Raw genomic sequence first — 12,679 nt, 5'->3', positions numbered from 1 at the left:
GCGTAGGGAGTTGGGCAAGGAGAGGTGCCTAGATTCTCCCCCCCGCCCCCCCCCCCCCCCCCCCCCCCCCCCCCCCCCCCCCCCCCCCCCCCCCCCCCCCCCTCCGTCGTGTCCGCTCTCCACATCCGGCCCACAAGTCACCCACAGAGGAGGATTGCATTCCGCAGGTCACGGGTATGACCGCCTACGACCGTGAAGCACCGGCCGGCCGTGGGAGGGACCCCTCGTGATGCTGCTGGAAGTCCTTGGATCCGCACTGCTCGGCCTGGCCCTGTCGTGGGCCGCGGCCAGCCGCCTGTCCCACCGTCTTCCGGCCCGCCCCCTGGTGTTCTCCACGGGTGTCGCAGGAGCCCTCTTCGGCGACTTCGTCACCCACAGCGCGCTCGGCCCCGGCACGGTCCTCGTCAGCCTTCTGGGTGCCGCGATCGTCTCGGCGGCGTCCCTCTCGCTGCTGCTCCGCCCGGCGGGCCGCCATCTGCGCCGACGATCGATCCCGGCGTAGTTCAAGCGCCCCGAGCCGAAGCGCCCCCGAAGGGGCGCTGGGGGTACCCCCGGCCGAAGGCGGGGGGAGGAACCGCGCGACCAGCCGCCACGCACCCGCCGCGGCCGCGCAACTCCCCCTGATTCCAACCGCAGAGCGCTAGGCGGCCAGGCCCAGCGCGGCCATCCGCTTCGTGTGCGCCTCGGTGATCCGCGAGAACATCCGCCCCACCTCGGCGAGATCGAACCCGTCGGCCACCCCGCCCACCAACATGGTCGACAACGCGTCCCGGTCGGCCACGACCCGCTGGGACTGCGACAGCGCCTCGCCCATCAGCCGCCGCGCCCACAGGGCCAGCCGGCCCCCCACGCGCGGGTCGGCGTCGATGGCCGCCCGCACCCGCTCCACGGCGAACCCGGCGTGCCCCGTGTCGTCGAGCACGGCCAGCACCAGCTCGCGCGTGTCCGAGTCCAGCCGGGCCGCGACCTCCCGGTAGAAGTCACTGGCGATCGAGTCGCCGACGTATGCCTTGACCAGGCCTTCCAGCCAGTCCGACGGCGCCGTCTGCCGGTGGAAGCCGTCGAGGGCCGCGACGAACGGCTCCATCGCCTGCGTCGCGTCCTCACCGATCTCCGTCAGGCGGTTCCGCAGCCGCTCGAAGTGCTGGAACTCGGCCGACGCCATCTTCGCCAGCTCGGCCTTGTCCACCAGCGAGGGCGCCAGCTTGGCGTCCTCCGCGAGGCGCTCGAACGCCGCGAGCTCGCCGTAGGCGAGCGCGCCGAGCAGGTCCACGACCGCGGCACGGTACTGCGGGTCGGCGGCCGCCCGCGCCCAGTCCTGGGCGGCGACACCGGTCGGTTCGGCGGAGGCGGTCTCAGGCTTGTCAGAGCTCGTCATGAAGCGCACAATAGCCCGCCCGCCGCCTCCGCGAAGCCCCGGGGAAGACCCGGGGAACCCTAGGGGAAGACCCGAGAAGTTCCGCAGAAGTCACCGGGAAGCCCCAGGTCAGCCACTGTGACTACCACGACGTGACCGAATCGGCCATCGCATGTGCGCGATTCCGGGGTATGGTGGTAATGCGCCTGCTGGTACGCCGTCGTATTCGGACGTACCTCGACAGGCCGCACGTATGAGGATGCCCGGTCGGTGGCCCGATCGGCTCCGACCCGACAGCCCTCCCGGCGCGTACGGCACATCGCGTACGACGACCGGAGGGACACCTCAGCGGTACGAGCGCTAGAGCGTTGGTAGAGGTCCCGTGTCATACGGCGTGCCACACACGGCCCGCCCGTAAGGCAGCCGACGTCCCCCGGCACGGTCCGTCAAAGACCCCCGCGCTCGCCTCGGACCGCGACACACAGAAGAGGCAGCACCCTGACTACGACGTTTCGAGAACTCGGGATCCTTCCCGAGACCGCCGAGGCCCTGGAAGCCGTCGGCATCATCAACCCCTTCCCCATCCAGGAGATGACACTCCCGGTCGCCCTCACCGGCACCGACGTCATCGGCCAGGCCAAGACCGGCACGGGCAAGACCCTCGGCTTCGGTCTGCCGCTCCTGGAGCGCGTGACCGTCCCCGCCGACGTGGAGGCCGGACGCGCCGCCCCCGAGGCCCTCACCGACGCCCCGCAGGCGCTCGTCGTCGTCCCCACGCGCGAGCTCTGCACCCAGGTCACCAACGACCTGCTGACCGCCGGCAAGGTCCGTAACGTGCGCGTGGTCGCCATCTACGGCGGCCGGGCCTACGAGCCGCAGGTCGAGGCCCTGAAGAAGGGCGTCGACGTCGTCGTCGGCACCCCGGGCCGGCTCCTGGACCTCGCGGGCCAGAAGAAGCTGAACCTGAAGCACATCAAGTCGCTCGTCCTGGACGAGGCCGACGAGATGCTCGACCTGGGCTTCCTGCCCGACGTCGAGAAGATCATCAACATGCTCCCGGCCAGGCGCCAGACCATGCTGTTCTCGGCGACCATGCCGGGCGCGGTCATCGGTCTCGCCCGCCGCTACATGTCGCAGCCCACCCACATCCGCGCCACCGCGCCGGACGACACGGGCGCGACCGTCGCGAACACCAAGCAGTTCGTCTACCGCGCGCACTCCATGGACAAGCCGGAGATGATCGCCCGCATACTGCAGGCCGACGGCCGCGGACTGGCGATGATCTTCTGCCGGACCAAGCGCACGGCCGCCGACATCGCCGAGCAGCTCCAGCACCGCGGGTTCGCCTCCGGCGCGGTCCACGGCGACCTCGGCCAGGGCGCCCGCGAGCAGGCGCTGCGCGCCTTCCGCAACGGCAAGGTGGACGTCCTCGTCTGCACCGACGTGGCCGCGCGCGGCATCGACGTCGAGGGCGTCACCCACGTCATCAACTACCAGTCCCCCGAGGACGAGAAGACGTATCTGCACCGCATCGGCCGTACGGGCCGCGCGGGCGCGAAGGGTACGGCGATCACCTTCGTCGACTGGGACGACATCCCGCGCTGGCAGCTCATCAACAAGGCGCTGGAGCTGGGCTTCCCCGAACCGGTGGAGACCTACTCGACCTCCCCGCACTTCTTCGAGGAGCTCAAGATCCCGGCCGGCACCAAGGGTGTCCTGCCGCGTTCCGAGCGCACCCGGGCCGGGCTCGAGGCGGAGGAGCTGGAGGACCTGGGCGAGACCGGCGGCCGTGGTGGCCGCGGTCGGGGTGGCCGGGACGACCGTCGTGACCGGAGCGCACCCCGCGCCGAGGAGCGCGAGCGTGCGGCCCGCACCCCGCGCCGCCGCCGTCGCACCCGCGCCGGTTCGGCGCTGGACCCGGCATCCGGTACGACGTCCTCGGCGCCGACCGCCGAGTCCGCGTCCCCCGCCGCCGAGTCCGTCACGGCGTCGGAGCCCGCGGGTTCCCGCACCCCGCGCCGTCGTCGCCGTACGCGTGGCGGGGCGGAGCCGGTGGCGGCCACCGCCCCGGAGACCGTGACGCCCGAGGTGGTCGTGGAGACCGTCGAGGCCGTGGTGGAGACCGTCGCTCCGGAGAAGCCGCGTCGCCGTCGGACCCGCAAGTCCGCGGAGGCCGCGGTGACGGCCGAGGTCACGGAGGCTCCGCAGGAGACCGCCGAGGCCGTCGAGTCCGTCGAGACCCCGGTGACTCCGGTCCGCCGCCGGACCCGCAAGGCCGCCGAGCCGGCCGAGGCGGTCGTGACGACGCCGGAGCCCGAGGTCGCCGAGGAGCCCAAGCCGCGCCGCACCCGCAAGACGGCAGCCGCCGCCGAAACGGCTGTGGACACGGCGGAGTCCGTCGAGGCGGAGCCCAAGCCGCGCCGCCGGACCCGCAAGGCCGTCGAGGCCGCGGTGGACACGGTGGACACGGTCGAGGCGACGGAGTCGAAGCCGCGCCGGACCCGCAAGGCTGCCGCCGCTCCGGCGACGGCCGAGGCCGAGCCGGAGACGGAGGCCGCCAAGCCGCGCCGCACCCGCAAGACGGCAGCCGCCGCGGAAGCGGCCGTCGACACGGCCGAGGCCACCGAGGCCAAGCCGCGCCGGACTCGCAAGACGGCCGCCGCCCCGGAGACCACCGAGACCGCCGAGGTCGCGGAGACCAAGCCGCGCCGCACCCGCAAGACCGCGGCCGCCGCCGAAACGGCGGTGGACACGGCCGAGGCCACCGAGGCCAAGCCCCGTCGTACCCGGAAGACGGCCGCCGCCCCGGAGACCGCCGAGGCCGCGGAGACCAAGCCGCGCCGGACGCGGAAGGCCGCCGAGGCCGCCGTCGACACCGCCGAAGGTGCCGAGGCCAAGCCCCGCCGGACCCGCAAGACGGCCGCTGTCGTCGGCGCGGAGATTCCGGCGCAGGCCAACGACGAGCCGGAGGTCAAGCCGAGGCGTCGCACGACCCGGAAGGCGGCCGAGTCCGCCGAGACGGTCGAGGCGGTCGACGCCATCGGCGCGGAGGCGAAGCCGAAGGCCCGCCGGACCCGGAAGGCCACCGCCGCGGCTCCCGAAGCCTGAGCGCGTCGCACGTAACCGAACGGCCCGGCCCACCCCGTGTGGGCCGGGCCGTCGGCGTTCCCGTCCTGCCCGCCGTCCGCCGTCCGCCCTCCGCGAGCGGGATTCATCCACCGGTTTACGGCCCGTCGCCGTCCGCCGGATAGCCTCTCCCCATGAGCAGGCCTCGTTCCTTTGTCCCGCCCGTCGGTGCCCGCGCGTACGCGCTCGCCACCGCGCGTGGTGAGTTCGCCGTCATCGACGCGCCCGCGGCCGCCGGGGCCGAGCCCAAGGGGATCGCGTTGCTGCTGCCCGGGTTCACCGGCAGCAAGGAGGACTTCAACCCGCTGCACGAGGCCCTGGGCGCGCGCGGGTACCGGACGGTCGCCGTGGACGGGCGTGGGCAGTTCGAGTCGGACGGCCCGGAGGACGACGAATCGGCGTACGCCCAGGAGGAGTTGGCGCGGGACGTGCTCGCGCAGGCGGCGGCGGTCGGCGGCGGTCGGCCCGTGCATCTGCTGGGGCACTCCCTCGGCGGTCAGATCGCGCGCGCGGCCGTACTCCTCGACCACACGCCGTTCCGCTCGCTGACGCTGATGTCCTCGGGCCCGGCGCAGATCTCCGTCCCCCAGCAGCAGCGGGTGAAGCTGCTGCGGGACGCGCTCGCGGTGCTGCCGATGGCCGGGGTGTGGGAGGCCATGCAGGCCATGGAGGCGCCCGAGGAGCTGGACGAGGGCGGCCCGCAGGACCAGGCGGACCTGACCGACCGGGAGGAGCAGGAGGAGCAGGAGGATCTGCGGCGCCGCTGGCTGGGCAACAAGCCGGCCCAACTTCTCGCCGCCGGACGCCAGTTGTGCACCGAGCCGGACCGTGTCGACGAACTCGCCGCCGTGCCGCTGCCGTTCCATGTGCTGTCGGGTGCGCGGGACGACACCTGGCCGCTGCCGCTGCTGGACGCCATGGCACTACGGCTGCGGGCCCACCGCACGGTCGTCGAGGGTGCGGAGCACTCCCCCAACACCGACCGACCGGCCCCCACCGCCGAGGCGATCGCCGCCTTCTGGGACCGCACGAACAGCTAGCCGCGAACGGGCTAGTACTGCGTCTGGAGGTGTTCCCAGAAGCCGTCCCGGAGGGCTCGGCGCAGGTCGGCCTGGCCGCGCAGGGAGTACTGGAGCAGGCCCTCGGCCTCGACGAGGAGGTCCTGGTCGACCGGGCCGGGCAGGTAGGGGTGGCCGGGCAGCAGCTCGACGAGCGACTCACTGCCCCGCGAGGACAGCCACTTCGCGGCGATCTGCGCGCCGACGAAACGGACGTCCTCGCGGGTGGGTCGGGTGGCGCCGGCCTCGTAGGCGTGGGCGGTGCGCCGGGCGACGTACGGCTTGAAGAACTCGAGGTCGAGGGTGCGCTGGCTGTCGACCTCCCAGAGCAACGGCTCGGCCTGGTTGCGGCCTTCGGGCGCCTCGATGCCCCAGAGGTGGACCCGGGCGCCGTAGCCCTGGGCGGCCTCGACCGCGGAGACCAGGTCCTCGTCGCCGCCGAGCAGGGCCGCGTCGCTGATGGCGCGGTGCCGGGCGAGTGACTCCAGGTCCGTGCGGATCAGGGAGTCGACGCCCTTCTGCTGGTTGTTGGCGTTGAGGTTGCCGAGCCGGACCTTGACGTCGGGCAGTTCGGCGATGGTCTGCTGCTCGGCGGTGTGGATACGGCGACGCGCGCCGTCGTACCAGTAGACGCGCAGCAGCCGGCTGTCCGCGAAGATCTGGCGTGCCTTGTCGATGAGCGCGTCGATCAGCCCCTCGGCGTCGAGGTCGAAGGCACGGCGGTCCTCCGTCCCGGCGACGAGCCGGCCCGTGGCCGCGTAGAGGTAGCCCGCGTCGACGAAGATCGCATGCGTCGAGGGCGTCTTCGCCACTTCGGCGAGCATGCGGGTGAGCAGCTCGTTCGTACGGTCGATGCGGGCCTGGAGGGCGGCGAGGTCGTCGTTCATCGCCTCCATTGTCCCGGCGGTCACGCTGCGAACACAACCGGTCCCGGTCAGTCTCCCGAACGTCTCTTACCGGCCGGTAATTAGGCGTTCGAAAAATTTCTTTAGCCAAGGGAATGTTTGTAACACGCAAGCCGTTGACTCAGAGGTACACGAGACGAAGGGAGAGGCAGATGCGCTTCGAAATCAGGCGACTGGACGAAGTCGACGGGACCACCGTGGACTGCACCGTCGTGGACGCCGCCTCCGTCAACAGGATCGTCCAGCAGGCCGCCGCCATCGGGCAGCGACTGTGGATCCGACCGGCCGAGAACCAGGCTTCGTAAGACATACGAGACCCGAGCCACGACACACGAGACGCGACGAGACACCACCAGACACACTGACGCGGAGCACCGCAGAGTCTTCGGAACCCCCGTACGGCACGACGCCGTGCGGGGGTTCCGCGTCTGTCCGCCCCGCCCGGCTACCCGCCCTTGATCACCTGGGTGACGCCGTTGATGATCTGCTGCACGGCGATCGCGGAGAGCATCATGCCCGCGAGCCGCGTCACCAGGACCACACCACCGTCCTTGATGACCCGGATGATCAGCAGCGAGTAGCGCATCACCAGCCACAGCACGACATGGATGGCGAGGATCGCGGTCCACACGGACACCTGGGCGGAGACGCTGTCCGCCTTCTGCACGGCGAGGATGACCGACACGATCGCACCGGGCCCCGCCAGCAGCGGCATGCCCAGGGGCACCAGCGCCACGTTGACGTCCTTGGTCTGCTTCGGCTCGTCGTTCTTGCCGGTGAGCAGGTCGAGGGCGATGAGCAGGAGCAGCAGCCCGCCGGCGATCATCAGGGCGGGCACGGAGACGTGCAGGTAGTCGAGGATCTGGTGGCCAAGGAGCCCGAAGACGGTGATCACCCCGCCCGCCACGCACACGGCCTGGAAGGCCATTCGCCGCTGCACCTTGCCGGGCCGGCCGGAGGTGAGGGCGAGGAAGATCGGGGTGATCCCGGGGGGATCCATGATGACGAACAGGGTCAGGAAGAGGGAGCCGAAGACGGCGACGTCGAACATGCGTGAGCCTTGTGCGTAGGGCGGCGCTGCGGGCGGTCGTGCCGCGGGCCGATGGGGGTCACCGCGCGCGGGCCGGACCGGTCCGAAAGCGGGTGGACCCGGTCTGCCGCGCAGGGGAACTCGGGAAAGGGGCGGGCCTCAGCGTCCGCCGGTCCCCGGGACGGGGAACGCGCCGGTCGCACGGCGTGTGATCTCCCCGTACACCTCGGGGTCGGTCGTGTACTCGCCCAGCGCCACCGTCTTGCGGCTGCCGTGGTAGTCCGAGGAGCCGGTGACCAGCAGCCCGAGCTCCGCGGCCAGTCCGCGCAGCCGGGCCCGGGTGTCGGCGTCGTGGTCCATGTGGTCGACCTCGATGCCGTCGAGGCCGGCCGCGGCCAGCTCGGCGATCGTCGACTCGGGCACCGTGCGCCCGCGCTTGGCGGCCGCCGGATGCGCGAACACGCACACCCCGCCGGCCTGCTTGACCAGCCGGATCGCCGCGAAGGGATCGGTCTCGTGCTTCTCCACGAAGGCCCGGCCGCCGTCGGCCAGCCACTCCTGCGTGAAGGCGTCGCTCACGGTCGGTACGACACCGAGCTCGACGAGCGCGGAGGCGACGTGCGGCCGCCCCACGGAACCCTCGCCGGCGATCCGCCTCACCTGCTCCCAGGTGACCGGCACGCCCAGCGCGTTCAGCTTGGCGACCATGCCCTGGGCCCGCGGCACCCGGTCGTCCCGGACCAGCTCACGCTCGGCGAGCAGATCGGGCTCCTCGGGGTCGAAGAGGTAGGCCAGCATGTGCATGGAGACGCCGTCGACACGACAGGACAGCTCGGCCCCGGTGACCAGGGTGAGCCCCTCGGGCAGCGCGGCGACGGCCGCGGCGTGGCCCCGGGTGGTGTCGTGGTCGGTCAGCGCGACGACGTCAAGACCGGCAGCAGCGGCGTTCCGTACCAGCTCGGCCGGGCTGTCCGTACCGTCGGAGGCGGTGGAGTGGCAGTGCAGATCGACACGCACGACGCGGACTCCAGGCGGGACGGGACGGAAGGGACACGTCAAGGATAGCGGCCGGAAACCGGTGCCCTGTCACAGACGAAAGCCGGAGGTGCCCCGTACAGGCAGGTCACAGGCAGCCCCCGCTTCCGCACCCTAGGGCTCCAGCAGGCGGGGCGACAACGCCCCGCAGGGCACCAGGTCCACCTCCGCGCCCGCGTCCCGCAGATCCGTGAGCACCAGCTCGTCGTACATCAGCAACCCGGTCTGCTCGGGCCACACCACCGCCCAGAGCCACATCCCCCGGGCCTCGCCCGCGAAGACGGCCCGGTCGTCCGGCGCTCCCGGCACATGCCACAGCGGTGCCGGCCGGCCGGCGGCGAGCACCTTCGTCTGCGGCGGCTTCTCCACGTCCATCGAGGGCCCGGGGTCCGGTCCGTCGATGCCCGCGTACCGCGCGCCGAGACCGACCCCGAGTTCCTCGGCGACCAGGATCATCTCCCCTATGCCGCCGAGCGGCGCGGGTCCGGAGCAGGCGACGGCGGTCGCGCGTCCCCCGCTGCGGTCGTCACCCGCGCAGGCCACACCCGTGAACAGCCAGCCGACCGGCAGCGGCCAGGGCATCCACACCGGCACCTGGGTGCGGTGCACCACGACATCGAGGGCCTCGACGCTGGGCGGGATCACGGGCTGTACCGGATGCACGGTCCCGTGCACCTCGCACTGCCAGGTGTCGGCGAAGAGGCCGGGAGCCCTGACCCGGCCACCGCACTTCGGGCAACTGGGTTCGCCCCTCATAGGGCCCCACGCTCCTACCCGGAATCCCCCACGTCAAGGACGATCACCCGTCCGGACGGAGGCAGTCACCGGGCGGAGTTAGATGCATCTTGCATTAATTAGTCGCCCTAACTCGCTATGTGTATACACCAACCAGATCGGTGCGGGGCAGACCGATCCTCACCGAGCCGGCCCTCGGCGTGTCGGACGCGCCACGCCCGGTGGCGAGCGCGGGCTACAACTTCGTCCGCTGGTTCGCCGCCGCGGCCGCCCCCTACTTCGCGCCGAAGATCGAGGAGTGGACCGACATCCACATCCCGTTCGTGGTGGCGGCGGTCACCGCCGTGCTGGGCGCGGTCGTGGTGCTCGTACGGCGGAACGCGCTCACGCACGAGGCGGCGGAGCTGGAGCCGGGGCACGCCACCGAGGACGGCGTCGCCGTCTTTGCCAACTGGCGAATTCCACAGGGCGCTTGGTGAGCTTGCTCACCCTCGTGCATCAGTCCAGCGGCACGGACCTGCGGTGCGGATCCCGCAGGTCCGTCCCGCCCGCGAGCCAGCGCTCCTGGAGGGCCTGGGCGCCGTGCACGCGTTTCCAGGCGGCCTCGTTCGGGGTCATCGGCAGCAGCGGCAGGAACCGTACGGGATCGAGGGGCTCGTCCAGCGCCAGATCCTCGACGAGACCGCCCGATTCACCGACCAGGACCGAGGTGAAGGGAGCGCCGGGCCACAGCGGCTCACCGACGTCCAGCGATGCGCCCGGCGTCACGATCAGGCCCTCCACCTGCGGAGACGCGGCGAGGACGGCGAGCGCGCGGAGCACCTTGTCGGTCTCCGCGAGCCCGGCGCGGACCGACAGGACCAGTTCGGCGCGGGGCCCCTTGACAGGGTCCGCGAGCATCGCGGCGGGGTCGGTCATGGGCTGCGCGGACATACCGAGCGTGGCGTAGCGCAGGACCTTCTCGCCCTGGAGATCCTCCTGGAAACGGAGCACTTCGATGCGGTCCGTACCGAGGAAGGTGACCGCCGCGCGCGCGTCCGGTTCGCCCAGTGCGGTGGTCAACCGGGCCTCGACCAGAGGAAGAACATCAGCCATGTCGTGAGCATAGAACTCGTCAGTACCGGGCAAAGCAGCGCCTTGACACTGAGGGCTACTGCTACTCTGACCGCGGTGGTTCGGGGCAGCACGCAGAGCGTCGCGGTCAGACCCCGACGCCATGAGCACTCCCTTACGAGGGACCGGCTGGAGGAGGTGGGGCTGTCATGGATCGAAGTCACCCGTGCAGTACCACTCGCTCTTCCGCCCGCTGATTTCGTCTACTGGTCGGCTGCCGCCTTCACGTTCGCGTTGTCGTTCGGAAGAGCACGTTGTTTTCGCTTGCCTGATCCCTCTGACCGGTCCGCTCCGGATCTGTCTGGATCCGTTCGTCTGATCCAAATCAGTAGCGAAGTCGCCACCGCAACGGTGCGGTGCTCCCCGCTTTGTGGACGTGCCAAACATCCGCAGTCAGGACGTCCCCATTCCGGGTAGTTCCACCCGTCCGCCGGCGGTCATCCGCTGCTTGTCGCGAAGGAGCCTGCCCATGTCGATGATCCGCGACCTCCGTGCCGTGGTCCGCCCGACCCGCCCCTCCCAGCGCAAGACCCTGCGCGCGGAGACCGGCGCGTACGACACCACCCGCGACCCCGGTACGCCGTCGGCCGTCGTCGACTGCGCCGTCTACCGGGGCGGCGCGCGGGTGCAGACGCCGAAGCCGCTGACCCCGCAGGAGGCGATGCGCCAGGTGCGCCGGGACGGCGGGTTCGTGTGGATCGGTCTGCACGAGCCGACCGAAGCCGAATTCGCCGGTATCGCGGGCGAGTTCGGGCTGCACCCGCTGGCGGTGGAGGACGCCGTGCAGGCCCACCAGCGCCCCAAGCTCGAACGCTACGACGACTCCCTCTTCACCGTCTTCAAGACCATCCACTACGTCGAGCACGACCGGCTCACCGCCAACAGCGAGGTCGTGGAGACCGGCGAGGTGATGTGCTTCACCGGTCGGGACTTCTTCATCACCGTCCGGCACGGCGGGCAGGGCTCGTTGCGGGCGCTGCGGCACCGGCTCCAGGACGACCCCGAGTTGCTCGCCAAGGGCCCCTCGGCCGTGCTGCACGCCATCGCCGACCATGTCGTCGACGGCTATGTCGCGGTCGCCGACGCCGTGCAGGACGACATCGACGAGGTGGAGACCGAGGTCTTCTCGCCCGGCCGCAAGGGCGGGGTCTCGCGTGGTGTGGACTCGGCGCGCATCTACCAACTGAAGCGCGAGGTGCTGGAGTTCAAGCGCGCGGTGTCACCGCTGCTGCGTCCGATGCAGCTGCTCAGCGAGCGCCCGATGCGGCTGGTCGACCCCGACATCCAGAAGTACTTCCGGGACGTCGCCGACCACCTCGCCCGCGTCCAGGAGCAGGTCGTCGGCTTCGACGAACTCCTCAACTCCATCCTCCAGGCCAACCTCGCGCAGGCGTCCGTCGCGCAGAACGAGGACATGCGCAAGATCACGGCATGGGCCGCGATCATCGCCGTACCGACGATGGTGTGCGGTGTGTACGGCATGAACTTCAAGTACATGCCGGAGCTGCACTGGAAGTACGGCTACCCGGTGATCATGGGCATCACGGTCTGCATCTGTCTCGGCATCCACCGCACCCTGAAGCGCAACGGCTGGCTCTAGGCTGGGCGCCATGACACGTCAGCTGCTCGACCGGGCCCTCGTCGAGGAGGCCACGAAGAAGTCCGGCCTCATCTGGGTCCGGGGCGCCGGGGCGCCGACCGCGCGTGCGGTGTGGCACGCCTGGGCCGACGGGGGCGTGTACCTGGTCGGTGACGGGAGCGAGCAGCCGCTGACCGGGCTGGCCGACGGGGGGTCGGCCGAGGTGACCGTCCGCAGCAAGGACAAGGGCGGCCGGCTGGTCACCTGGACGGCGACGGTGTCGGAACTGGCCGCCGGCTCCCCCGAGTGGGACGCGGCGGTCGCGGAGCTGAAGGGCAAACGCCTCAACGCACCCGACGGGGAGGCCATGACGGACCGCTGGGCGAGGGAGTGCAGGGTGCTGCGCCTGCGCCCGACGGGAGCGACGACACCGCTGCCGACGGGCAGCCTGGCGGAGGCTCCGGCGCCGTCCCCGGCGACCACCCGGCACCCCATCCCGGCGGGCCTGCCGAAGCTCCTCGCAAGGCGCAGAAGGCCCAAGTAGCCCAACCCCAGCCCGAGTCCGGCACCCCCGGCCGCCACCGTCACGAACCGAACCTGACACCCCCGGCCACCGCCGTCACAAGCCAAACTCGGTAGCGTCGAGCGTCGTCGTCGCGGCTGAGTGGCGTCGTGGCGGCATCCGTGCCGGCGGATTCACTTCCCGGCAGCCCGCCGGACCCGCGCGTCCCGCCGCCCCTG

12 protein-coding genes and 1 pseudogene are annotated in these 12,679 nt (G+C 71.5%); 7 read left to right on the top strand and 6 right to left on the bottom strand.

The window, feature by feature from the left end:
- Positions 1-229: 229 nt before the first annotated feature.
- Complete coding sequence (locus tag ACZ5K7_RS16055) at positions 230-502, top strand: hypothetical protein (protein ID WP_351705238.1); 273 nt, start codon at positions 230-232, stop codon at positions 500-502.
- A 138-nt stretch (positions 503-640) separates the two neighbouring features.
- Here ACZ5K7_RS16055 and ACZ5K7_RS16050 read toward each other — a convergent pair whose 3' ends face one another.
- Complete coding sequence (locus ACZ5K7_RS16050) at positions 641-1,387, bottom strand: ferritin-like fold-containing protein (RefSeq protein WP_351704751.1); 747 nt, start codon at positions 1,385-1,387, stop codon at positions 641-643.
- A 561-nt stretch (positions 1,388-1,948) separates the two neighbouring features.
- Between ACZ5K7_RS16050 and ACZ5K7_RS16045 the strand changes: the two genes are divergently transcribed.
- Positions 1,949-4,465: a DEAD/DEAH box helicase gene (locus tag ACZ5K7_RS16045; protein WP_468913886.1), complete on the top strand. Its 2,517-nt coding sequence runs from the start codon at positions 1,949-1,951 to the stop codon at positions 4,463-4,465.
- A gap of 152 nt (positions 4,466-4,617) precedes the next feature.
- A complete protein-coding gene (locus tag ACZ5K7_RS16040) occupies positions 4,618-5,523 on the top strand; it encodes an alpha/beta fold hydrolase (RefSeq protein ID WP_468913883.1) in 906 nt (301 codons plus the stop codon).
- Between the two features lie 11 nt (positions 5,524-5,534).
- Here the strand turns inward: ACZ5K7_RS16040 and ACZ5K7_RS16035 are convergent, their stop codons facing one another.
- Positions 5,535-6,437 (bottom strand): NYN domain-containing protein, encoded by a 903-nt coding sequence (locus ACZ5K7_RS16035; protein ID WP_351705235.1) that lies wholly within the window; start codon positions 6,435-6,437, stop codon positions 5,535-5,537.
- A gap of 161 nt (positions 6,438-6,598) precedes the next feature.
- Here ACZ5K7_RS16035 and ACZ5K7_RS16030 point away from each other — a divergent pair, with 161 nt between their 5' ends.
- Positions 6,599-6,751: a hypothetical protein gene (locus ACZ5K7_RS16030; RefSeq protein WP_351704745.1), complete on the top strand. Its 153-nt coding sequence runs from the start codon at positions 6,599-6,601 to the stop codon at positions 6,749-6,751.
- A 140-nt stretch (positions 6,752-6,891) separates the two neighbouring features.
- Here ACZ5K7_RS16030 and ACZ5K7_RS16025 read toward each other — a convergent pair whose 3' ends face one another.
- The 3 genes from ACZ5K7_RS16025 to ACZ5K7_RS16015 form a co-directional block, all read right to left on the bottom strand.
- Positions 6,892-7,497 carry a MarC family protein gene (locus ACZ5K7_RS16025; RefSeq protein WP_351704743.1) on the bottom strand — a complete coding sequence of 202 codons (606 nt, stop codon included), beginning with the start codon at positions 7,495-7,497 and terminating at the stop codon, positions 6,892-6,894.
- A gap of 138 nt (positions 7,498-7,635) precedes the next feature.
- Positions 7,636-8,493, bottom strand: coding sequence for a PHP domain-containing protein (locus ACZ5K7_RS16020; RefSeq protein ID WP_351704740.1), 858 nt, complete (start codon positions 8,491-8,493; stop codon positions 7,636-7,638).
- A 132-nt stretch (positions 8,494-8,625) separates the two neighbouring features.
- Positions 8,626-9,267: a DUF6758 family protein gene (locus ACZ5K7_RS16015; protein ID WP_351704737.1), complete on the bottom strand. Its 642-nt coding sequence runs from the start codon at positions 9,265-9,267 to the stop codon at positions 8,626-8,628.
- Between the two features lie 155 nt (positions 9,268-9,422).
- Here ACZ5K7_RS16015 and ACZ5K7_RS16010 point away from each other — a divergent pair.
- Positions 9,423-9,725 (top strand): annotated as a pseudogene (locus tag ACZ5K7_RS16010) (MFS transporter); the annotation flags it as partial.
- Between the two features lie 19 nt (positions 9,726-9,744).
- Here the strand turns inward: ACZ5K7_RS16010 and ACZ5K7_RS16005 are convergent.
- Complete coding sequence (locus ACZ5K7_RS16005; protein ID WP_468913878.1) at positions 9,745-10,341, bottom strand: suppressor of fused domain protein; 597 nt, start codon at positions 10,339-10,341, stop codon at positions 9,745-9,747.
- Between the two features lie 487 nt (positions 10,342-10,828).
- Between ACZ5K7_RS16005 and ACZ5K7_RS16000 the strand changes: the two genes are divergently transcribed.
- Positions 10,829-11,959, top strand: coding sequence for a magnesium and cobalt transport protein CorA (locus tag ACZ5K7_RS16000; RefSeq protein WP_351704731.1), 1,131 nt, complete (start codon positions 10,829-10,831; stop codon positions 11,957-11,959).
- A 10-nt stretch (positions 11,960-11,969) separates the two neighbouring features.
- Positions 11,970-12,482 carry a hypothetical protein gene (locus tag ACZ5K7_RS15995; protein ID WP_468913876.1) on the top strand — a complete coding sequence of 171 codons (513 nt, stop codon included), beginning with the start codon at positions 11,970-11,972 and terminating at the stop codon, positions 12,480-12,482.
- Positions 12,483-12,679: the final 197 nt, after the last annotated feature.

This window comes from Streptomyces sp. NPDC031497 (genome assembly GCF_055580905.1).
Note: the sequence above shows the minus strand (reverse complement) of the source record. Positions and strands in the feature narration are given on the sequence as shown.

Bases quoted from the DNA above. Each gene is read 5' to 3' on its own strand.
- ACZ5K7_RS16055 (WP_351705238.1), top strand. From the start codon at position 230: ATGCTGCTGGAAGTCCTTGGATCCGCACTGCTCGGCCTGGCCCTGTCG.
- ACZ5K7_RS16045 (WP_468913886.1), top strand. From the start codon at position 1,949: ATGACACTCCCGGTCGCCCTCACCGGCACCGACGTCATCGGCCAGGCC.
- ACZ5K7_RS16040 (WP_468913883.1), top strand. From the start codon at position 4,618: ATGAGCAGGCCTCGTTCCTTTGTCCCGCCCGTCGGTGCCCGCGCGTAC.
- ACZ5K7_RS16035 (WP_351705235.1), bottom strand. From the start codon at position 6,437: ATGGAGGCGATGAACGACGACCTCGCCGCCCTCCAGGCCCGCATCGAC.
- ACZ5K7_RS16030 (WP_351704745.1), top strand. From the start codon at position 6,599: ATGCGCTTCGAAATCAGGCGACTGGACGAAGTCGACGGGACCACCGTG.
- ACZ5K7_RS16025 (WP_351704743.1), bottom strand. From the start codon at position 7,497: ATGTTCGACGTCGCCGTCTTCGGCTCCCTCTTCCTGACCCTGTTCGTC.
- ACZ5K7_RS16015 (WP_351704737.1), bottom strand. From the start codon at position 9,267: ATGAGGGGCGAACCCAGTTGCCCGAAGTGCGGTGGCCGGGTCAGGGCT.
- ACZ5K7_RS16005 (WP_468913878.1), bottom strand. From the start codon at position 10,341: ATGGCTGATGTTCTTCCTCTGGTCGAGGCCCGGTTGACCACCGCACTG.
- ACZ5K7_RS16000 (WP_351704731.1), top strand. From the start codon at position 10,829: ATGTCGATGATCCGCGACCTCCGTGCCGTGGTCCGCCCGACCCGCCCC.
- ACZ5K7_RS15995 (WP_468913876.1), top strand. From the start codon at position 11,970: ATGACACGTCAGCTGCTCGACCGGGCCCTCGTCGAGGAGGCCACGAAG.